The sequence below is a fragment of the Hyphomonas sp. genome, from assembly GCF_041398385.1.
Classification (GTDB): domain Bacteria; phylum Pseudomonadota; class Alphaproteobacteria; order Caulobacterales; family Hyphomonadaceae; genus Hyphomonas.
In genome coordinates, this window is sequence record NZ_JAWKUW010000002.1 from 180946 (window position 1) to 201446 (window position 20501).

The following is a 20501-nucleotide window of genomic DNA, read 5'->3' on the forward strand; positions in this document are numbered from 1 at the left end:
AGCCGGAACCCCGAAGGGCACCGGCTCATCCGTATCCTGAACGTCAGGAGGGCGCGCTTATTCCGAAGCGGCTTCCTCTGCCGGGGCTTCTTCAGCCGGCTCGGCAGCAGCAGCGGCGGCGGCAGCGGCTTTTTCTTCACGCTCTTTCGCGCGTTCCTGTGCCTTCTTGCCCGGCTCACCCTTTTTCGGGTTGTTGCCATGGGTCCAGGTGGCAACAGCCTTGCCTTCAACTTCCACGTTCGAGAGGAAGCGGGCAACGCGGTCCGTCGGCTGGGCGCCCTTGCGCAGCCAGTCGGCAGCCTTGACGGCGTCGACCTTCACGCGGTTTTCCGAATCCTTCGGCTGGCGCGGATCATAGGTGCCGATCTTTTCGATGAAGCGGCCGTCACGCGGCGCGCGGGCGTCGGCAACGACGATCGAGTAGAAGGGGCGTTTCTTGGACCCGCCGCGGGCGAGTCGGATCTTGAGGGCCATGGGGTTCTCCTGTGGTTCTGGCGTCTCGGGGATGTCTAGAAATCTTCGACCTCTTGGTCGCGGATCTGCTCATGATGGCGGATGACTTCCGCCACGATGAAATTGAGGAATTTCTCTGCAAAGGCCGGGTCGAGTCCGGATTGCTGCGCGAGTTCACGCAGTCGCTCGATCTGGCGGGCTTCACGGTCTTTGTCCGCAGGCGGCATATTGTGCAGCGCCTTCAGCTTGCCGACATCTTTCGTCCGCTTGAAGCGCTCTGCAAGCGTATGAATGAGGATCGCATCGAGATTGTCGATGCTGGCGCGGAACTGGTTCAGCTGGAACTGGGCCAGCGTGGCGCTGGTGTCGGAAGGGTCATTCATTTGCTGGCTTCCAGTTCTTGCGCGGACGGGTAGACAAGGCGTTGAGCCTCTTGTTCAAACGCAAATTTTAGCGGCTGAAGAAACCTCTGACCGTCGTCGAACCCCCGCCCGTCCGCCGGTGCGGCAAACCTCATCTCGGCCGTCGCACGCTGCATCAGCCTTGCGAACATTGCATCGGCGACCTCGAATTCTTCTGGAGATCCATCGCCATCGTGAATGGTTCGACAGACCGTCCGTATGTCTACCGGTTGCCCATCTGCGGCAAGATTGAAGTCCGCAATACACGCCGACTGATACCCGTTCCGCTGCAGCAGTGAGGGATAATTCGGAACGCAAATTAATTCGATCTGTGGCGTGTCCGCCGACGGCACGGCTTCCGCCAAGCGAGTGTTGGGAAGCATCTCTTTACAGGCAGGACGGCTATCCACGAACTTCACCGCGGCTTCTGTCGAAAGTGGCATCGGGGGCGGATGACTCGGCGCGCTTTCCTCGATGGCTGCACAGCCAGCAACAAGACTGCAAAGTGCGAGTATACGGATCATTTCTTCTTCCCCAGCATGTCGCCAAGACCGGGCGGAAGGGACGGTCCGCCGAGGCCAGGCAATCCGCCGCCCGGCAGCGCCTGACCGCCCATCTTGGCGAGGTCCGCCGGAGAGATGCCGGCTTGCTGCGCCATGCCCAGCATGTTTTTCATACCGCCCTTGGTGCGCATCTTCTTCATCATGCCGGCCATCTGCTGGTGCATCTTCAGCAGTTTGTTCACGTCCTGCACACTGGTGCCGGAGCCGGCCGCAATCCGCTTGCGGCGCGAGGCGTTCAGCAGGGCCGGCTTGCGGCGTTCGGCTTTTGTCATGGAGGAAATGATCGCCTCCTGACGTTTCAGGATATTGTCGTCGAGATTGGCGGCCGCCATGGCCTGCTTGGCCTGGCGCGCGCCGGGCATCATGCCCATCAGGCCGCCAAGGCCGCCCATGCGCTGCATCTGTTTCAACTGGTCCGCCAGGTCGTCGAGATCGAACTCGCCCTTCTTGAGCTTCGCGGCCATGCGCTCGGCTTTTTCGGCGTCCATCTGCTCGGCGGCTTTTTCCACCAGCGAGACGATGTCGCCCTGGCCGAGGATACGGCCTGCCACGCGCTTTGCGTCGAAAGCGTCGAGCCCGTCGAGCTTTTCCCCGACGCCGAGGAACTTGATCGGCAGGCCCGTGACCGCGCGCATGGACAGCGCTGCACCGCCGCGTCCGTCGCCATCCATCCGTGTCAGGACGAGGCCGGTCAGCGGCAGGCGCTCATGGAAGCGCCGTGCGGTCTCCACCGCGTCCTGGCCGGTCAGCGCATCGGCCACGAGCAGCGTCTCGGACGGCTGGGCAATCTCGGCGATCTCGGCCGCCTCGGTCATCATCTGCTCGTCGATCGACGTCCGGCCTGCGGTATCGAGGAACAGGACGTCATAGCCGCCGATCTTCGCGGCATTGAGCGCGCGCCGGGCGATGTCCGCCGGCAGCTGGCCTGCAATGATCGGCAAGGAGCTGACATTCGGCCCACACTGGTCCGCGAGGATCGCCAGCTGTTCCATGGCCGCCGGGCGGCGCACGTCGAGCGAGGCGAGGAGAACCTTCTTGCGGCCCTTCTCGGAAAGCCGCTTGGCGAGCTTGCCGGTCGTCGTCGTCTTACCGGAACCCTGGAGGCCCGCCATCATCACGACGGCCGGCGGGCTGTCCACGCGCAGCGTCGTGTCGGCCTCTTCCCCGCCCAGCATGTCGACGAGGCCGTCATAGACGATCTTGATGACCTGCTGGCCCGGCTTCACGGAGCGGATGACTTCCTCGCCCACGGCGCGGGACTTCACCTTGTCGATGAACTCCTTGACCACCGGCAGGGCGACGTCCGCCTCCAGCAGCGCAACCCGGATTTCGCGCAGCGCTTCGGACACATCCTTGTCGGACAGCGCACCGCGCCCCGTCAGGCTGTCGAATATGCCGCCGAGCCGTTCGCTGAGGGCGTCAAACATCGCGTTACTCCTTTTGCCGTCTGCCAGTAGGGTCTGACATGGGCGCTCAATGGTGTTTGCGCAAAGCCGTAGAGCCCCGCTGAGCGAAACTTCGCCGGGCGGGGGGCCTCGCTGTCCTCATGGGAACGGTCAAGGCGCGCTTCTTGGATTGCGCAGATGTGGCGCGCCTAAAGCATGTGGGGGCTGCGGCGTCAAGCCAGCTGAATCTGCCGGATCCGGTCCCGGAGCAACAGCGTGGCCGCCTTGATCTCGTCTCCGACCAGCGACAGCACGGCCACATCCGTCCAGTTGCCGCTCGCCGAACGCATATAACTGCGCAGAACCCCGTCCCGCCGCGCGCCCAGCCGCTCGACCGAGCGCAGGGCCCGCTCATTCTCCGTCGGCAGGTAATAGTCCACCCGGCGAATCCGCGCCACGATTGCCCGCTCCAGCAGCGCAAGCTGCGTTGCCGGCACGATCGCCGTTCCCCGCAACTCCGGCGGATGCCAGATGAAATTGATGCCAAGGCGCCTGTGCAGCCGCGACACATTCTCATAGGCCGCAAGCCCGGCAAACTGGCCGGTCGCCTTGTCGTAGACGACAAAGGGAACGAACTCGTCGGTCTTGCCGGCCATGAGGCAATAATCGAGATAGGAATCGAAACTTGTTCCCGTGGAGATGACGGGTAGCCATTCCCACATCGACTCCGTCGCACCCGACTGACGGATCATCTCGCGATGGTCCTCTTTCAGCAGTTCGAGCCGCACCAGATCGTTCTCAAGGGCAGGCTTGTGGAGTTTCATGCCCCAACAGCGTCTCACGGATCGGCCGTTAGACAAGCCCTGGCAAAAGAAAAATCCGCGTTCCTATAGAGAACGCGGATTTTCAGTTCTATTTCAGAATGCCTACTTTTCGAGGGGCGGGAACAGCTTTTCGCTCAAATAGGTGAATTCCAAAGCGGTACGCTTGGCGCGCTCCGTTTGGTTCGCCGCTGCCGCGTGCCCGCCATCGATATTCTCATAGTAGAGGAAGGGCAGGCCGGCGGCTTCGAACTTCTTGGCCATCTTCCGCGCATGTCCGGGATGCACCCGGTCATCCTTGGTCGAGGTCACGAAGAAGGGCTCGGGATAGGGCTTCGCGGCATCGAAGTTCTGGTAGGGCGAGATCGTCTCCAGGAAGGCCCGCTCTTCCGGCACGTCCGGCGAGCCGTATTCGTCGACCCAGGACGCGCCCGCCAGCAGGAGATGGTAGCGCAGCATGTCCAGCAGGGGCACCTGCACGACAACCGCGTTCCACAAATCCGGCCGCTGGTTCAGCATGACGCCCATCAAGAGGCCACCATTCGAACCACCCATGATGCCGAGATGCTCCGGGCTGGTGACGCCGCTTGTGACCAGATCCTCACCCACGGCGATGAAGTCGTCATAGATGCGCTGACGATTGAGCTTCAGGCCTGCCTGGTGCCAGGCCGGGCCGAACTCGCCGCCGCCGCGGATATTGGCCAGCACATAGGCCCCGCCCTGCTCCAGCCAGAGCCGGCCCGTGACCGGGCTGTAGCCGGGGTTCATCGACACCTGGAAGCCGCCATAGCCATAGAGAAGCGTTGGCGTCGTTCCATCCATCGGAATATCGGCCTTGGCGACGAGGAAGTAAGGGATCTTCGTCCCATCCCTGGAGGTCGCAAACTTCTGAGCGACTTTCAGGCCGCTCGTGTCGAACTTCGGCGGCAGGCTTTTCAGCGTCGTCACGGCATCGGCTTCGGAATCATATTCCAGCAGCGAATCCGGCGTGAGGAAGTCCTCATAATTGAGGAACACTTCTTTCTCCCGGTCGCTGGCAAAGGCGATATTCGTCTGGCCCGCACCCGGCAGCATGACATCCCAGACAAGCCATCCATCTTCACCGGGTTCCGCCCGCTTCACTTTGCCGACGGCCGTATCGGACACCGACAGAAGCAGTGCACCCTTGGCGATGCTGACACCCTCCAGCGCTTGCGACGACGAGGGCCGGAAGACGAGTTCCACCGGCGGCAGCGTGCGGTCAGCAAGGAAGCTCTCAAGATCGAAGGCAACGAGATCGCCCGACAGGAACTTGCCTGCCTGGCCTTCCGGCGCCCAGTCTTCCTGCAGCGAGACGAGGAATTTGCCCTCATAAACGCCGCTCGGGTTCGATTTCAGCGGGATCGGCCATTGCACCGGCTCGCTCTCGCCTTCGGGGAACCACCAATAGCTGGACGTGAAGAAGGTCTCCGCTTCAACCGCGCCCTGCAGGATACGCCCGTCTTCCAGCTCCAGCGTCATCGGCCAGGTGCCGACATCGGTCGTCTTGCCACGGAACACTTCGGCTGCGCTTTCCAGCGGCGTGCCGCGCTGCCAGCGCTTCACCACGAAGGGATAGCCGGACTCGGTCACCGTGCCGTCGCCCCAGTCGGTCGCAATCAGCAGCGTGTCCGGGCCCGCCCAGGCCGCGCCCTGCTTTGCTTCCTTCGTGACAAATCCTCCGTCCACGAAATTCTTTGTCGCAAGATCGAACTCCCGCTGGACCACGGCGTCCTTGCCGCCATCCGACAGCGACACCATGCATTTATAGGCATCGGATCCGACCGGCGCGAAACAGTTTGCGCCCTTGTAGACCCAGTTCTTGCCCTCGTCGGCGGAGAGCTTGTCGAAATCGACGATGGTTTCCCAGTCGGGGTTTTCCGTCCGGTAGGAGGCGATCGGCGTGCGGCGCCAAAGGCCGCGCACATGCGTGTCATCCTGCCAGAAATTGTAGACCTGTCCGCTGCGCACCGAGCCATAGGCGATGCGTTCGGAGGAGTTCAGCGCGTCCAGCGCGGCCGCCTCAAACCCCGCATAACGCGGATCGGCCTGCAACTGCTCCAGTGTCCGCGCATTCTGCGACCGCACCCAAGTGAGCGCGTCCTCGCCTTCAACTTCCTCAAGCCACAGATAGGGATCTTCCGCAGCATCTACGCTTGCAAAATCGGGCGCCGTCTGGGATTCAGCCAAGATTGTCTCCGGGGTTTGTGACGTGCCGCAGGCCACAAGGGCGAGCGCGCTCAGGGTTGCAAACATATTGCGCATTCTGGCTCCTGTCTGGAGGAATTGGGCCTCAAAGGCCGCGAGTCCGACTCGCGTCATGCTTAGGCTTCCTTCATAAGGCGCAGACCCGTTCTGGCAACCTGAAAGGACTTCCGATGCGCGCAAAGACGCCCGCCCGATATGCTGCCTTCCTGCGCGCCGTGAATGTCGGCGGCACGGGCAAGCTGGCCATGAGCGACCTGAAGGACATGTGCGCCGCGCTCGGCTTCGAGGGCGTGAAAACCTACATCGCCAGCGGCAATGTCGTGTTCCGCAGCGCCGCCTCCGAAGCGGACGTGAAACAGGCGCTCGAGGCCCGGCTTGAAGCCTATGCCGGAAAGCCGGTCGGCGTGATCGTGCGCACAGCCGAAGAGCTTGCAGATGTTCTTGCGCGCAATCCCTTTCCGGATGCTGCACCCAACCGCACCGTCGCCATGCTGACCGACGCGCCAGCGAACGCCAGGCTCATTGCCGCCATCAAAGGCATCACCGACGAAGACATCCGGCCCGGCAAGCGCGAACTCTTCATCCATTTCCCGAATGGCCAGGCGGATTCGAAAATCCGCTACCCGGCAGATTTTACCGGCACCGGGCGCAACATGAACACGATTGCAAAGCTCGCAGAACTCGCCGCCGCGCTCTAATTGGTCCAGCGGCCGAGCCGCTCGAACGTTACGCTTTCCACGATCAGGGCGCGCGACTTGTCGGGGACCACCGGGCGGATGGCAAAATAGTCGACGCCCTGCTCCCCCTCGGCCACGGGCACATTGTATTCGAAGCTGTAATCCTGAAAGCCCGGCATCAGATCGAATTCCTGCCAGCCGGATTCCCCGACACGACCGGCTGAATAGTTCAATTCCATCTGCATCGCGCCGCGTTCATCCGCCGGGCGCGCGCGCACTGTGCATCGGACCGTGAAACCCGAAAACTGGACTTCCAGATCGCCGGCCAGCCGGAAATGGGGCCCGTATTCCGGCGCATCGCTGAGTGCGCCGGCCGCGACTTCGATATATAGCTGGCGATGGCCGTCCGGTCCGTTTTCGAGGCGGCTGGTCGCGTCACCCCCGGCAATGACCTTGTTGAGATAGGCGTCTTCCACCGTGATCCGGCTGTAATCGCGCCCATCGCCCGTGACTGGTCCTTCCGGCAGGCGGCCAAAGCCCGGCGACAGAGCCAGCAGCACCATGCCGGCGGCGACGAGGAAAGCGAGCGGAAAGAAGATCCGGTCTTTCATGTATTCCCTTGTCTCCTGTCACCACGCGCCCGCTGGCCAAGCTGCCGCGCTCCTGTTAGCAGGTGGCCGACAGGGTTGGCGAGCCGCTTTCGCCGACGCATCTGCTACGGGGTTCGCGCTATATGTCAAAGTCCGCTCTGAAGCGCAGGGCTCATGAAGCGCGCCATTGGCTGATGGATGCCTGCTTTCCGCTCTGGTCGGAGCGCGGCGTGGCAGACCACGGCCTGTTCCGGGAATCCCTGTCGATCGATCATCAGCCGGCTGCCTCTGACACGACGCGTTTGCGCGTGCAGGCCCGCCAGACCTACGTGTTTTCCGAGGCCCTGCGGATGGGCTGGAAGCCGGATACGGCGCGCGATCTGATTGGCATGGGCCTTGGCACCCTGACAGGACCAGGCTTGCGGGCCGACGGCCTGCCGGGCCGGACGCTCGATACGGCAACGGGCCAGCTCGCCGACGATACGCCTGACCTCTACGACACGGCGTTCATCCTGTTCGCGCTGGCCGAAGCAGACCGGGCCCTCGGCGGCGATGCAGATACGCGTGCCGCGGCGCACAGCATCCTGTCCCGGTTGGATACGGCTTTGCGCAGCCCGGATGGCGGCTATGTCGAAACCCTCCCGCCGGGCCCGCAACGCCACCAGAATCCGCACATGCACCTTCTCGAAGCCTGCCTGTCGCTGCACCAGGCAGAGCCGGATGCCAGCCACATGGTCCGCGCCGATGAACTGGTCGCCCTGTTCCATGATCGCCTGATTGCCGGAGAAGGCGGCCTTGTCGGAGAGCATTTTGCACCTGGATGGGCGACGCCGCCGGGGCGCGATGCGGAGATCGTCGAGCCCGGCCACCTGTTCGAATGGGTCTGGCTGCTGCACGCCTATGCCCGCCTGTCCGGCAAGCCGGCCTCGGCCGCCGCCCGGCCGATCTATGACTTTGCTCGCGCAACGCTCGATCCGGAGGGCCGCGCGGTCCAGGAAGTCAGCCGCAGCGGCGCCATCGAAGACGGCTCCCGCCGCACCTGGCCGCAGACCGAGGCGCTGAAAGCGCACATCGCGCTGTTCGAGGCAACCGGTGAGGAAACCTACGCGGCGGCGGCGTGCCGCAGTTTCGATGTGCTGATGGACGAGTATCTGACCCCTGAAGGAGGCTGGATCGAACATTATGACGCCGATGGCAAACCCATCGCCACCGCCATGCCGGCATCCACCGGCTATCATGTGACGCTGGCCTTCACCCATCTGATGCAGGTCATGAAAGACTGATCTGAGCCCCAAAAGACTGAAAACGCCGACAAATACGCAAAAGGACCCTGATTTCGATGCCAAAGCTCGCTCTCGTCCGCCACGGGCAATCTGCCTGGAACCTTGAAAACCGCTTCACCGGCTGGTGGGACGCTGACCTGACCGAAAAAGGCGAGGCCGAGGCCCGCAAGGCCGGCCAATTGCTCAAGGTCGCCGATGCCGACTTCCGAGCCGGCTTCACCAGTGTCCAGACCCGCGCGATCCGCACGCTTTGGCTTGCGCTGACCGAAATGGGCCGCGCCTGGCTGCCGGTTGAAAAAGCCTGGCAGCTGAATGAACGCCATTATGGCGGCCTGACTGGCCTCGATAAGGCCGAAACCGCCGCAAAACACGGTGATGATCAGGTGCGTGTCTGGCGCCGCTCCTATGATGTGCCGCCGCCGCCACTCGAAAAGGGCTCGACCTGGGATCTTTCGACCGATCCGCGGTATCGCGGCATCGATATTCCGGACACCGAAAGCCTGAAGCTGACACTGGACCGCGTTCTGCCTTATTGGGATGCTTCGATCGCCCCGATGCTGAAGTCCGGCAAGGATGTCGTCATCGCCGCGCATGGCAATTCGCTGCGGGCGCTGGTGAAGCACCTCTTCAACGTGCCGGATGAGTCCATTACCGGGATCGAGATTCCGACCGGCAATCCCCTGCTGATCGAACTGGACGACGCTCTAAAACCCATTTCCGTCCGGTATCTGGATGCAGACCGCGCGCAACCTCTGCCGTCCCTTCCATGAGCAAGCGGCGCGACCGGCGGCTGATGGGCCGGGCCTTCGGCCTTGCCCGGTTGAACCAGGGTATGACCGGGGTCAACCCGTCGGTCGGTTGCGTGATCCTCGATGCGGACGGCCACATTGTCGGCGAGGGCGTCACCGGTATCGGCGGCCGGCCTCATGCCGAAGAAATCGCTCTGGATATTGCAGGAGGCGCGGCGAAAGGCGGCACCGCCTATGTCACGCTGGAACCGTGCCGGGAACGGTCCCAGGGCGGCAAGTCCTGTTCGGTGAAGCTAAAGGAAGCCGGTATCGGCCGGGTCGTCTGCTCAGTCCTTGACCCGCACCCAGTTGCCAATGGCGGCATCCTGAATTTGCGCAACGCTGGTATCCGGGTTGAGGTCGGCACCGGCCGGCATGTGGCCGAGCGGCTCTACAAGGCTTTCTTCGCCAGTATCGGCTAGGCCGGGAACGGTCCGGCCGAGGCTATGATCGTCTCGTAAAAGGCTTTTGAATCACGCTGGAAAGCCGCTTTGGTGAACTGCGCCTCATAGGAAGCGCGTCCACCCGCGACCAGTTTCGCCGCGAGCGCCTTGTCCGAAATCACGGCGGAAAGTGCGTTTGCGAGAGCATCCACGTCGTTTTTGGGGATCAAAAGGCCGTTTTCGCCGTTTTTCACATAGGCCGCCGGGCCGACCGCATCGGCGGCCACGAGCGGCCGGCTTGCCGCCCAGGCGTCCACCGTCACCGTCCCGAAGGGCTCATAGCGCGACGGGAAAGCCACCACATCGCAAGCCGCCAGCAGCGCGCCGCGGTCGTTGCGCCAGCCGAGGAACCGCACCCGGTCGTCGAGGCCAAGCCGCGTGCAATGCGCCTTCAGCTCCGCCTCCAGCGGCCCGTCGCCGGCAATCCACACATACAGGCCCGGCACTTTCGCTGTGGCATCCAGCAGTGTGTCGAGGCCCTTTTTCTCGTGCAGACGCGCCAGTGCCAGCGCCACGGGCGCATCCGCCGGCGTATCGAGGCTGGCCCGGTCGGCCGGGTCCGATCCCGTGAAATCGGCATAGGTGTGGATAATCGCGGACTTGTCGTCCGGCACGCCCTGCTCGCGGATATGTCGGAGCAGGTCGATCGTCAGGCCAACATGCCATTCGCAATTCACGAAACGGGCGAGCTTGTAATAGCCGCCATACCAGCCGATCGAACGGTTGCGGTATTCTTTCGGTGCAAATTGCCCGGCACGCCCCATCCAGTACTCGATCACATCCGGCCTGAACGTTTTGATCGCATCACCCAGCACCCGGCGGGTAGGGAACGGCCAGGCATTGTTGAAGGGTGCGAGATCCACGCCGATCCCGGCCTCGCGGAACTTGCGCACGCGGAAATCATTGTCCGGCCGGGTCACGACATGCTGCTCGAGCCCCGCTTCAGCCAGCGCCAGGACGGATTCCAGCATGATGTTCTCCGCCCCGCCTTCCGGCGCTCCGGCCATGACATGCATCACGCGCATCGGCGACTCCTTCGCATTCGCTGAAATCCTCTGCTGCAGCGCATACAGATTTACGGGCGCAGCGGCAAATGCCGGCCTGCATCTGCACTGACGTAGGCTTACAAATTGCCGTAACCACTACAGGCCGCGCCTGAACGCGCCGGCGTTCTCGTGGCACCGCCAGGAACAGGACGCACACCAGCGCCGCTCGACGCCGGAACAAGATTCGCCCGGCGGGGGAAATGCCTTTCAAAAACAAGGTCATTTCGCTTACGTAACCATGGCGCGGTTTTTGCGATGCCGCTGGCAGTGTCCCGCTTTGGAGCGGGCCGCAGGTTCGGAACCAAGTCTTGAAATACCTAAATGGCCAGAGGGGCCTCAAAGGGGAAGGTGGAATGAAAATCAAAGCAAGCCTGATGGCGATGAGTGTGCTGGCCGTGGCCGCACTCCCACTCGCCTCGAACGCTCAAGAGCGTTACAATCCGCGCGGTGAGGCCGCATCCAACGTCCTGTCTCAATCCGAGATTGACGACCTGATCGCACAGGCCCGCAATTCGGGCGTTGCGATCTCGGGCGCTTCGGACGTGCGCTACGTCGGCGCAAACCCGAACGCAGTCGAAACCGTCCAGTGCTGCGAGAACGTTGAAGAGCGTGTCGAAGAGCGCACCGAATACCAGGAAACCGAAGTTGCCGTGCCGGCCGTCACCGCCCGTGACGTGATCCAGCCGGTGCAGCGCACCCTGATCCAGCCGATCGAACGCCGCGTGCTCCAGCCGACGAGCGAAACCGTCACCGAAGACATGCGCTATGAAGAGAACCGCCTGCCGGTCCGTATCGAGCGTGACCCGGTTCCGGCTGTCGTCGAAAACACGATCCCGCAGGAAACCACCGAAACCCGCGAAGAAGTGACCGAGTCGACCTATGACGTGCTTGGCCACCGCGAGATCATCCAGCCGGTCGAGCGTACCGTTGTGGTGCCGGTCCAGCGCCGCATCACCCGTCCGCGCGTCGAGACGGTTACCGCTGAGACCCGCTACGAAACCCGCAAGGCTCCGGTCCAGGTTCAGGCTGCGGCAATCCCGGCCGTTGCCGAAACCATGATCCCTCAGGTTACGGAAGAAACCCGCCAGGAAATCACCGAAGTCGCCGTGCCTTATGTCGCAACGCGTGACGTGATCCAGCCGGTCACCCGCACGGCCATCCAGCCGGTAGAGCGCCAGATCCTGCGCGGTACCACCGAAACCGTCACGGCCGCGACCCAGTATGTCGAAGAGCGCCTGCCCGTTCGCGTCGAAACGCAGCCCGCACCGGCCGTCACTGAGAACACGACCGAGCAGCTGACCGAGCGCACCGTGCTTGAAGTCGAAGACGTCTACATCGACCAGGTTACCCGCAACGTGATCCAGCCGGTCGTCATCACGACGATCCAGCCGATCGAACGTCAGGTCATCGCGGCCCAGAAGGAAACCGTCACCAACCCTGTTCAGTATGAAGAACAGCGTCTGGCCGGTATCGTCGAAGACGTCATGGTTCCGGAAACCCAGGTGAACTATGTTGCCCAGGTCACGGAAGAATCCCGCGAAGAATACAGCGAGAGCTACTTCGAAGCCGTGACCCAGCGTGACATCATCCAGCCGATCGTCCGCACGCTGATCCAGCCGGTCGAAATCCGCCGCCCGCGCGTCACGACCGAAACGGTCACCGCACCGACACGCTACGAAACGGTCCGTGCATCGCTCGTGGTCCTGAACATCGGCGGCAGCTGTGTCTGCTCCGACGGCACGATCGAAACCAAAGTCGAGAACTGCGACTGATCAAGGCTTGCCGCCGGGGGCGACACCCAGTCCCCGGCCGGTTTCAAAAACCCCTGCGGCACCTGCTGCAGGGGTTTCTTTTTATCTGCGCCGGTCGGCCAGCCTAAAAGAAGCGGCGCACCTCTCGCGAGATGCGCCGCCTTTTTACGATCCGTCAGCGGAGAAAGCTTATGCCGCGTCGGAGGCTTTTTTCTTGCCGATCAGTTTCGGCTCCGCCTGTGCCGGGGCGCCGATCTCGATCTTGCGGGGCTTCTTGGTTTCCGGAAGCTCGCGCACAAGGTCGATGCGCAGCACGCCATGCTCCAGGCTTGCGCCGGTCACGATCACATGATCGGCCAGCTGGAAGCGGCGGATAAAGCTGCGCTGGGCGATGCCGCGGTGCAGGAAGTTGCGGCCATTGCCGTCTTCGGTCTCGTTTTTCTTGCCGGCAACCGTCAGCAGGCCTTCCTTGGTCTCGATCTCGAGGTCGTCTTCGGTAAAGCCGGCAACGGCGATCTCGATGGCGAAGGCATCTTCATCCACGCGTTCGATATTGTACGGAGGATAGCCCTGCGAGCCGTCTAGGCGCGCGGCCTGGTCGATCATGCTGGCCATGCGGTCGAAGCCGACCATGGTGCGATAGAGGGGGGTAAGATCAATGTTCGACATGACTTTCAGTCCTTTTGAAGCAACTGGAAACGCCCCTGAACCGGAGGCGCTCACGCTCTTGTGATGTCGGATCCCGTGAAACCCCGGCCCATTCAGCGGCGCCGGCACGTTTTCCGGCCACGGCCCGCCTGGCAGCACCGTGACACAGAACATGTGGGAGCCTATGAGGAAGGTTCAAGAGGTTCAGCCACACGAAGAGAAGACCGATGAAATCTGCCGCCTGCCTTTCCGTTCTCGCGCTCGCCTTGCTCGCCGGATGCTCCAAACCTGCGACGCCGGCCGCCGGCACTGATGCGGCCCCGGCAGAGGCTGCGGCGCCCGCTCCGGTGGACGCGCTGCAGGCAGCGATCGACAGCGATCTGCGCTCCCCGGCCGAAAAAGCACGCGATGCCTGGCGGCATCCGAAAGAGACGCTCGAATTCTTCGGCGCCACACCCGACAAGACCGTGGTCGAGATCTGGCCGGGCGGCGGTTGGTACACCAACATCCTCGCGCCCTGGATGGCCACCGGCAATGGCAAGCTCGTCCTCGCCATCTTCGATCCCGCCGCCCAGTCCGACGAGGAGGGCCGCGCCCGCACCGAAGCCAACAATGAGGAATTCAAGGCGAACTATGCCGATCCGAAATTCGGTACGATCGACTATACGGTGTTCTCCCGTGTCAGCGGCCCGCTGATGGAACCTGACAGTGCCGACATAGTCCTCACCTTCCGGAACATCCACAACTGGATGGGTCGCGGGTACGAACAAAAATTCTTCAACGACGCCTATGCCGCGCTGAAGCCCGGCGGTGTGCTCGGCGTGGTCGAACACCGCCTGCCTTCCACAGGCACGCAGGATCCGGCTGCCGGCACCGGCTATGTCCACGAAGACTATGTCAAGGCGCTCGCCGCCAATGCGGGCTTCGAATTTGCCGGTTCGTCCGAGATCAACGCCAACCCTGCCGACACGGCCGACCACCCCTATGGCGTGTGGACCCTGCCGCCGGTCCGCAGCGGTCCCGGTGAAGACGAAACCCCGCCGGAAGGCTGGGATCCGGCGAAATACGAAGCCATCGGCGAGAGCGACCGTATGACGCTGAAATTCGTCAAACCGGCAGAATGATCTTCGCTCTATAAGCCGTCCCATGACGACGCGCTCCCTCTTCCCTACCCTGGTTAAGGAAGCCAGCCTTGGCACGGACTCGCTCCGGGCCGGGCTGGAATCCGCCTGCTGGCTACTGGAAGAAGAGGATGTGGCCGGCAATGAATGGTGCGACGCAGAAGGCTATGACGGCTACACATCGTATGCCTCGCTCGACGACCTGCCGGAGCGATTCCCCGAATTCGCCGAGCTGAAAAAACTGCTCGACCGTCAGGCTGCGGAATTCGCCCGCGAATTGCACTGGGATCTTGAAGGCTTCCGCCTGAAACTGGACGCGATCTGGGTCAATATTCTCGGCGAAGGCGGCAGCCACTCGAACCACATCCATCCGGGCAGCGTGATTTCCGGCACCTATTATGTCTCGGTTCCCGAGGGCGCCGGCACGCTGAAGCTCGAAGATCCGCGCCTATCGAAACTCATGGCCGCGCCACAGCTCACCGACGAGACGCCTGAAGCGATGCGGCGCTTCATCTATCTGGCGCCGCAGGAGGGCCATGCCTTCTTCTGGGAGTCCTGGCTGCGCCACGAGGTCATGCCCAACCGCTCGGAAGAGCCGCGCGTCTCAATCAGTTTCAATTATGCCCTTTTGCGCGCCTGAGCTGCGACATTGGTCGGCATTCGCGTAACGGAAGCTTGACCTTATTGCTGCATCGCGTCATCGCCACCCGCAAACTTCCTTTTCCCTCCCAGTAGAGACGAAGACCATGGACCTTTCCAAGATCAGCGCCGGCCAGAACCCGCCGGACGACCTCAATGTCCTCATCGAGGTGCCGCTCGGCGGCGACCCGATCAAGTACGAGATCGACAAGGCCTCCGGCGCGATGTTCGTGGACCGCTATCTCTACACCGAGATGCGCTATCCCTGTAATTACGGCTTCGTTCCGCACACGATGAGCCTCGACGGCGACCCGATCGACGTCATGGTCGTCGGCAACCGCCCGCTGGTTCCGGGCTCGGTCGTGCGCGCGCGTCCGGTCGGCGTCCTGATGATGACCGACGACAAGGGTCCGGACGAGAAGATCCTCGCGGTGCCGCACCCGAAGCTGACCGCGTACTACGACAAGATCGCCACCTATCACGACCTGCCGCAGACGCTTTGCGACAAGATCGCTCACTTCTTCACCCACTACAAAGACCTCGAACAGGGCAAATGGACCCGGATCGAAGGCTGGTACGGCGTCGAAAAGGCTCGTGAGCTGATCGAGGAAGCCGTCCGCCGCGGCAAGGAAGAGAACGTCTGATCGCCGGGCCGGACTGAATGGATCTTTCAGTCTGGCTGGCGCTGGTTGCGCTGTTCTTCGCGGGCGGGCTGACCCCCGGTCCCGCCGTCATGATGGTCATGAGCACGTCGCTGCGCTATCGCGCGCCGACGGCGCTCATCCCGGCACTGGGCATTTCAGCCGCAAACCTTGTCTGGATCTCGCTGGCGGCGGCCGGGCTGGCTGCGTTTGCCGCCAGATTCCCGGCGGTCCTGATCGGCCTCAAGATTGCGGGCGTCTGTTTCATCGCCTGGCTTGCCTGGACGATCGCGACGTCCGATCCGCACCGCCCGCGGGCCCGCGCCTCCGATGCCCCGCCCAAACACGCCTTGTTCATGCGCGGCGTGGGGCTGCAGCTCCTGAACCCGAACGCGCTCGTCTTTTTCGGTCTGCTTCTGCCGTCCTATTTCAATGTGGACCGGGCGGTCGTGCCACAGGCGCTGATCATGATGGCGACCATCACGGCCTGCGAAATGTTCGGCCTCACCGTTTACGCCTGGCTGGCAGACCTGATGAACCACCGCTTCCAGTCACCGCGCTTCACGCTCTGGTTCAATCGCTGCGCCGCGCTGGCGATGCTGGCATCTGCCGTGTTTGCGGCGCTCATGACGACCGCACGCTGACGAATTACGGCTCGATCACCTCGAAACGGCCTGTTTTCGCGTTCCGCCAGTGAAGCTCGCCATGCTTGATGGCAAACCAGGCGCCATGCAGCTCCAGCGTGCCGGCCTCCACCCGCTTTGCCACGAAGGGAAAGGTCATCAGATTCTTCAGCGACGACTCAATACCTTCGAGTTCGAGCGAGAATTGCGGATTGACCGATCCACTTTCCATGACGCGCGCCCGCGCCTCGTCCAGCAGTTTTACCCAATGGGTCACGAACTCGCCGATGGCCGGATTGCCCTGCTCATTGGCAAGCGAAGCCGCGATGCCGCCGCAGCCGCCATGGCCCATCACCACGATGTGCTGCACCTCCAGCACATTGACCGCGTATTCGAGGGCCGAGCTGACGCCATGCAGCTTGCCGTCCGGCATGTAGGGCGGGACGAGGTTTGCGACATTGCGCACAACGAATAACTGTCCGGGCGCGGCCGCGAAGATGTCAGAGGGCTCGGCCCGGCTGTCGGCGCAGGCGATCAGCATGATCGCCGGATTTTGCCCTTCGCCGAGGCTGCGATACAGGGCGGCCTGTTCCGCATAGATGCCGGCCCGGAATCGGCGATAGCCCGAAATCAGGTCATTAATCGTCTTCATGGCCGCGTTCCCGTTCGTTTGCGGCTTGAACTAGAGAAAAATCCCCGTTCTGCAAGTTGGAATCGGAGATTGTTTACGGCTTAGTGTTAACGACAGGGTCGCACAGTCCCGCAGTAGAGTGTTCAGAAGGAAGCCTGCCGATGCCCTCCAGCACGGAAACGACTCCGAAATCGCGCAAGGGTCCGGCTCGCAGCGAGGAATCCCGGTCCGCCATCCTGGAAGCGACGCGCGCCGAACTCGCCGAAAACGGATGGCGCGGATTCAGCGTCGAAGCGGTCGCCAAGCGCGCCAGCGCCTCCAAGCAGACGATCTATAAATGGTGGCCCTCGATTGGCGCCATGTGCGTGGAATCGGCCCTTGCGCTCATTCCCGATGCGCCCGACGGCGGACGCGACCCGCAGGAGCGCATCACCGCCCTGATCGTTCCGCTGGAAGCCACCGCCCGCACCGGCAACGGTCATGCCGTCCTGCGCGGGGCGCTGATGGCGGCCGCAGACGACAAGGATGCCGGCGAACTCTGGCGCGCCTGGATCAATCGTGACATCCGCCAGCCCATGCGCATGGTGCTGGCCGAACTCGCGTCAAAACGCGTGATCCGGCGCGATTTCGACCTGGATGAAGTGCTGGAACAGCTGCTCGGCCCGCTCTGGCACCGTATCTGCGTCACCCGCGCGCCGATCCGTGAAGGCTTCTGCTCCGACCAGGCCCGTATCGCCCTGCGCGTCTATTCCTCCATCTGATCCGGCTCCGGATCGCCTCTCGCACGAATCTTGCAGCACTCCTCGCCAGACAAGGCGGGAGTGAGCCATGCCGGGAGGGCACATCAATTGGATCGATCAGGCGCGAGGCGTCAGCCTCATCCTGATCGTCATGGCCGGCGCAGCGCTTAGCTATGCCGGCCTCGGCGCCTCATCCGGCTGGATGGGCCCCCTGCTCGCCTGGGCCGAACCGCTGGCTCTGCCCGCTTTCTTCCTGATCTCGGGCCTCACCCTGCCGCGCATCCTGTTCGCGCCGAGATCGGTCTTCTTTGACCGGAAAGTGCTCCATTTCGTCTATTTCTACGCGATCTGGCTTGTCATCGACACCGCCATCGCCCGGCCGGCGCTGGCCGTTCAGGCGCCGGGAGAGTTCGTCCGGGCCTGCCTCATGGGCTGGATCGTGCCGCCGCCCGGCCTCTGGCTGGTGCATGGCCTTGCCCTTTTCCACCTCGCCGCGCGCCTCACAAGGTTTGCCGCGCCCGGAAAGGTCTTCGGTCTCGCGGCCCTGCTGCAGGTGCTGCAGGCGGCCGGCCTCATGCACACCGGCTGGCCGGTCTTCGACCATTTCGCGCAGTATTATGTCTTCTTCTTCTCAGGCTACGCTTTCGCACCGGTCCTGTTCGAGCTGGCCGGGACGGTCGCAGCCAATCGGGGCAATTTCCTGCGGGCCCTCGCTGTCTGGGCCGCCGCGCAGACCGGTTTCGTCGCGCTCGGCGCCGACAGCTTTCCCGTCGTTTCGCTGATTCTCGGCTTCACAGGCGCCTTCGCCCTGATCGTCGCAGCCGTCCTATGCCGCGACCTGCCGCTCATGGACCGCCTCGCCGAGACCGGACGCAATGCCCTGCCGCTCTATCTCGGGGCCATCGTTCCGATGACGCTCCTGCAGGTCGCGTTCGCCGCGTCCGGCCTGTTCGATCCCGGCACCAGCGTGCTGCTCATCGCCGCCGGGTCCGTCGCCGGGTCGCTCGCGCTCCATCATCTGCTGAAAGCAACGCCGCTCGCGCTGCTATATGTCCGGCCGGCGCGGCTGCACCTGAAGGCCGCCCGCGAACGCCGGGGCGGATCGCTGCTGCCCGCACCCATGAAAAACGCCTGATGTCACGGTGATCTGACGAGAAAGGGCGGCTCAGCGCGCCTTGTGCCACACCATCAGCGGATCGAACGCGCCCGTCTCGGCCGCCTTCTGCAATTGCGCAATCTGGTCAAACACGGGGTTCGACGCGCCGGCTGCCGTCTGCGGCCCATACAGCGCCTGGTCCAGCCGGCAGATCTGCTCGAACAGAGCCTCGGACTTTTCAACAAGGTCGAGGAACCGCGGCGGCAGGCCGAGGCCCTTCTGCGCGCGGGTATCGAGCGGCGGCTCTTCCCTCCGTATGCGGTATTTCTTGGCCGCAGCGTCCTCGCGCCGCATCTCGCCGTCGCGCACGGCTTTCTGCATGACCAGCCAACTCGCCGCCTGCATCAGGCGCGTCGTCAGCTCCATGCTCCAGGCCGCATAGGTGAGGCTCGGCTCACGGTCGAGGGTCTTGGCATTCTCGCGGCCCGGCCCGTCGAGATAGGAGGCCGTTTCCTCCACCAGCGCCATGCCGCGTGAAAACACGGTGTCGAAGAGCTTTCCGCCCGTGAAGGCATCTGCGGTCTGCTCGCCCCCGCCTCTGGATCTTTCTGCAGCCATCAACCCGTCCCTGAAACGCCGGACAACCTGCCCAACCTAACCCCTACCCCCTTTCCGGGGACTTAATCTCCACCGCCAAACAGCGCCTCTGCCGCCGATTTCTGTGCGCGCTTTCTCGCGATCTCCGCTTCGCAGGCCGCGATACCGTCCTTCAGCTTCGCGATCCGCACTTCCAGTTCGTCCACCGACATCTGCTCCAGCGTCTGCGGTGTGTTCACGAGGATCGGCTCTTCATCCGAAACCGCCATGCCTGCCTCCAGTTCGTTCCGGGGTTCATCAAAGCAGAAAGGTACACTACATGCGACTCCTCAGAACGGGAGTCGGAACAAATGCGCGAGACAATGAAGGCAGTCGGTGTCCAGGCGGACGGCCCCCTGTTTCTGGAAGACGTAGCGAAGCCCGCACCCGGCCCGAACGAAATCCTGGTGAAAACCGCATTTTCCGGCCTCAACCGGGCCGATCTCGTGCAGCGGGCCGGCGCCTATCCGCCACCCCCAGGTGCCTCGCCCATTCTCGGCCTTGAAATTTCCGGCACTGTGGAATCGGTCGGCAGCGACGTGTCCCGCTGGAAACCCGGCGATGCGGTCTGCTGCCTGCTTGCAGGCGGCGGCTATGCCGAATATGTCGCCGTCGATGAGGGCTCGTCCTTCCCTGTGCCCGCGGGCATGAGCCTCGATCAGGCCGCCTGCCTGCCCGAAGCGATGATGACGGTCTGGGCCAATGTGTTCGACCGGGTGGGCCTCAAGCCCGGTGAGAACTTCCTCTGCCATGGCGGCACCAGCGGCATCGGTGTCATGGCGATCCAGATGGCACGCGTCGCGGGCGCTGCAAATATCTTCGCCACCGCTGGATCGGATGAGAAATGCCTGCTCGCGTCCGGCCTCGGCGCCACCCGCGCGATCAATTACAAAACCGAGGACTTTGTGGAGATCGTGAAAGCCGGCGGCGGCAGCGACGTGACCCTCGACATGGTCGGCGGCGATTACATCCAGAAGAACATCTCCGCCGCCATTCCGGACGGGCGTATCATCAATATCGCCTACCAGAACGGCTTTCAGGCGACCGTCAATTTCGCCCCGGTCCTGATGAAGCGCCTCACCCTCGCCGCCACGACCCTGCGCGCCCGGCCCCTGCCCGAGAAAAAGCGCATCCGCGACGCCGTGGAGCGGGATTTCTGGCCGCATGTGACCCGCGGCGCGATCCTTCCGGTGCTGCACAAGGTGTTCCCCGCCGCCGAGGCCGATCAGGCGCACCAGCTCATGGCGTCCGGCGCGCATTCGGGAAAAATCCTGATTTCATGGTGAAACAGGGCCTTGT

At 63.2% G+C, this 20501-nt stretch carries 24 protein-coding genes; 12 read left to right on the forward strand and 12 right to left on the reverse strand.

Features of this window, described 5'->3' with window-relative positions; genetic code table 11:
* Positions 1–57: 57 nt before the first annotated feature.
* The 6 genes from rpsP to R3C13_RS05675 all read right to left on the reverse strand — a co-directional run bounded on the left by rpsP (position 58) and on the right by R3C13_RS05675 (position 5831).
* Complete coding sequence (rpsP, locus tag R3C13_RS05650) at positions 58–474, reverse strand: 30S ribosomal protein S16 (protein ID WP_371309841.1); 417 nt, start codon at positions 472–474, stop codon at positions 58–60.
* Positions 475–509: 35 nt separating this feature from the next.
* Positions 510–836: a chorismate mutase gene (locus R3C13_RS05655; RefSeq protein WP_371309842.1), complete on the reverse strand. Its 327-nt coding sequence runs from the start codon at positions 834–836 to the stop codon at positions 510–512.
* Complete coding sequence (locus R3C13_RS05660; RefSeq protein ID WP_371309843.1) at positions 833–1378, reverse strand: hypothetical protein; 546 nt, start codon at positions 1376–1378, stop codon at positions 833–835. Before R3C13_RS05660 ends, R3C13_RS05655 begins: the two co-directional genes overlap by 4 nt.
* Positions 1375–2844, reverse strand: a complete 1470-nt coding sequence (ffh, locus tag R3C13_RS05665) for a signal recognition particle protein (protein ID WP_371309844.1) — start codon at positions 2842–2844, stop codon at positions 1375–1377. Before ffh ends, R3C13_RS05660 begins: the two co-directional genes overlap by 4 nt.
* A gap of 191 nt (positions 2845–3035) precedes the next feature.
* Positions 3036–3626: a GNAT family N-acetyltransferase gene (locus tag R3C13_RS05670; protein ID WP_371309845.1), complete on the reverse strand. Its 591-nt coding sequence runs from the start codon at positions 3624–3626 to the stop codon at positions 3036–3038.
* A 102-nt stretch (positions 3627–3728) separates the two neighbouring features.
* Positions 3729–5831, reverse strand: a complete 2103-nt coding sequence (locus tag R3C13_RS05675) for a prolyl oligopeptidase family protein (protein ID WP_371309846.1) — start codon at positions 5829–5831, stop codon at positions 3729–3731.
* A 188-nt stretch (positions 5832–6019) separates the two neighbouring features.
* On the opposite strand from R3C13_RS05675, the gene R3C13_RS05680 reads away from it, so the two are divergent.
* Positions 6020–6547: a DUF1697 domain-containing protein gene (locus R3C13_RS05680; protein ID WP_371309847.1), complete on the forward strand. Its 528-nt coding sequence runs from the start codon at positions 6020–6022 to the stop codon at positions 6545–6547.
* Here the strand turns inward: R3C13_RS05680 and R3C13_RS05685 are convergent.
* On the reverse strand, positions 6544–7137 hold the full coding sequence (locus R3C13_RS05685) for a hypothetical protein (RefSeq protein ID WP_371309848.1): 594 nt from the start codon (positions 7135–7137) through the stop codon (positions 6544–6546). The two genes, R3C13_RS05680 and R3C13_RS05685, sit on opposite strands and share 4 nt — an antisense overlap.
* A gap of 122 nt (positions 7138–7259) precedes the next feature.
* Here R3C13_RS05685 and R3C13_RS05690 point away from each other — a divergent pair, with 122 nt between their 5' ends.
* Genes R3C13_RS05690 through R3C13_RS05700 form a run of 3 tightly spaced genes read left to right on the forward strand, consistent with a single transcriptional unit; the run spans position 7260 to position 9609 of the window.
* Positions 7260–8399, forward strand: a complete 1140-nt coding sequence (locus R3C13_RS05690) for an AGE family epimerase/isomerase (protein WP_371309849.1) — start codon at positions 7260–7262, stop codon at positions 8397–8399.
* Between the two features lie 56 nt (positions 8400–8455).
* Complete coding sequence (gene gpmA, locus R3C13_RS05695; protein ID WP_371309850.1) at positions 8456–9169, forward strand: 2,3-diphosphoglycerate-dependent phosphoglycerate mutase; 714 nt, start codon at positions 8456–8458, stop codon at positions 9167–9169.
* On the forward strand, positions 9166–9609 hold the full coding sequence (locus tag R3C13_RS05700) for a riboflavin biosynthesis protein RibD (protein WP_371309851.1): 444 nt from the start codon (positions 9166–9168) through the stop codon (positions 9607–9609). Before gpmA ends, R3C13_RS05700 begins: the two co-directional genes overlap by 4 nt.
* Here R3C13_RS05700 and R3C13_RS05705 read toward each other — a convergent pair.
* A complete protein-coding gene (locus R3C13_RS05705) occupies positions 9606–10655 on the reverse strand; it encodes a glycosyltransferase (protein ID WP_371309852.1) in 1050 nt (349 codons plus the stop codon). The two genes, R3C13_RS05700 and R3C13_RS05705, sit on opposite strands and share 4 nt — an antisense overlap.
* A 374-nt stretch (positions 10656–11029) precedes the next feature.
* Between R3C13_RS05705 and R3C13_RS05710 the strand changes: the two genes are divergently transcribed.
* Complete coding sequence (locus R3C13_RS05710; RefSeq protein ID WP_371309853.1) at positions 11030–12448, forward strand: hypothetical protein; 1419 nt, start codon at positions 11030–11032, stop codon at positions 12446–12448.
* Between the two features lie 168 nt (positions 12449–12616).
* Here the strand turns inward: R3C13_RS05710 and R3C13_RS05715 are convergent, their stop codons facing one another.
* Entirely contained in the window at positions 12617–13096 is a 480-nt protein-coding gene (locus tag R3C13_RS05715) for an Hsp20 family protein (protein WP_371309854.1), read from the reverse strand.
* Between the two features lie 206 nt (positions 13097–13302).
* On the opposite strand from R3C13_RS05715, the gene R3C13_RS05720 reads away from it, so the two are divergent.
* The 4 genes from R3C13_RS05720 to R3C13_RS05735 all read left to right on the forward strand — a co-directional run bounded on the left by R3C13_RS05720 (position 13303) and on the right by R3C13_RS05735 (position 16120).
* Complete coding sequence (locus tag R3C13_RS05720; RefSeq protein ID WP_371309855.1) at positions 13303–14199, forward strand: class I SAM-dependent methyltransferase; 897 nt, start codon at positions 13303–13305, stop codon at positions 14197–14199.
* Positions 14200–14221: 22 nt separating this feature from the next.
* On the forward strand, positions 14222–14836 hold the full coding sequence (locus R3C13_RS05725) for a TIGR02466 family protein (protein WP_371309856.1): 615 nt from the start codon (positions 14222–14224) through the stop codon (positions 14834–14836).
* A gap of 106 nt (positions 14837–14942) precedes the next feature.
* On the forward strand, positions 14943–15479 hold the full coding sequence (gene ppa / locus R3C13_RS05730; RefSeq protein WP_371309857.1) for an inorganic diphosphatase: 537 nt from the start codon (positions 14943–14945) through the stop codon (positions 15477–15479).
* A gap of 17 nt (positions 15480–15496) precedes the next feature.
* Positions 15497–16120, forward strand: coding sequence for a LysE family translocator (locus R3C13_RS05735; RefSeq protein ID WP_371309858.1), 624 nt, complete (start codon positions 15497–15499; stop codon positions 16118–16120).
* 4 nt (positions 16121–16124) lie between these two features.
* On the opposite strand, the gene R3C13_RS05740 is transcribed toward R3C13_RS05735, so the two are convergent.
* Positions 16125–16751 carry a carbonic anhydrase gene (locus tag R3C13_RS05740; RefSeq protein ID WP_371309859.1) on the reverse strand — a complete coding sequence of 209 codons (627 nt, stop codon included), beginning with the start codon at positions 16749–16751 and terminating at the stop codon, positions 16125–16127.
* Between the two features lie 140 nt (positions 16752–16891).
* On the opposite strand from R3C13_RS05740, the gene R3C13_RS05745 reads away from it, so the two are divergent.
* Both R3C13_RS05745 and R3C13_RS05750 read left to right on the forward strand, forming a co-directional pair.
* On the forward strand, positions 16892–17491 hold the full coding sequence (locus R3C13_RS05745) for a TetR/AcrR family transcriptional regulator (protein WP_371309860.1): 600 nt from the start codon (positions 16892–16894) through the stop codon (positions 17489–17491).
* A 67-nt stretch (positions 17492–17558) separates the two neighbouring features.
* Positions 17559–18605 (forward strand): hypothetical protein, encoded by a 1047-nt coding sequence (locus tag R3C13_RS05750; protein ID WP_371309861.1) that lies wholly within the window; start codon positions 17559–17561, stop codon positions 18603–18605.
* Between the two features lie 30 nt (positions 18606–18635).
* Here the strand turns inward: R3C13_RS05750 and R3C13_RS05755 are convergent, their stop codons facing one another.
* Both R3C13_RS05755 and R3C13_RS05760 read right to left on the reverse strand, forming a co-directional pair.
* Complete coding sequence (locus R3C13_RS05755) at positions 18636–19184, reverse strand: DUF1465 family protein (protein WP_371309862.1); 549 nt, start codon at positions 19182–19184, stop codon at positions 18636–18638.
* A 62-nt stretch (positions 19185–19246) separates the two neighbouring features.
* Positions 19247–19432, reverse strand: a complete 186-nt coding sequence (locus tag R3C13_RS05760; protein WP_371309863.1) for a DUF1192 family protein — start codon at positions 19430–19432, stop codon at positions 19247–19249.
* A gap of 81 nt (positions 19433–19513) precedes the next feature.
* Here R3C13_RS05760 and R3C13_RS05765 point away from each other — a divergent pair, with 81 nt between their 5' ends.
* Positions 19514–20488, forward strand: coding sequence for an NAD(P)H-quinone oxidoreductase (locus tag R3C13_RS05765; protein ID WP_371309864.1), 975 nt, complete (start codon positions 19514–19516; stop codon positions 20486–20488).
* Positions 20489–20501: the final 13 nt, after the last annotated feature.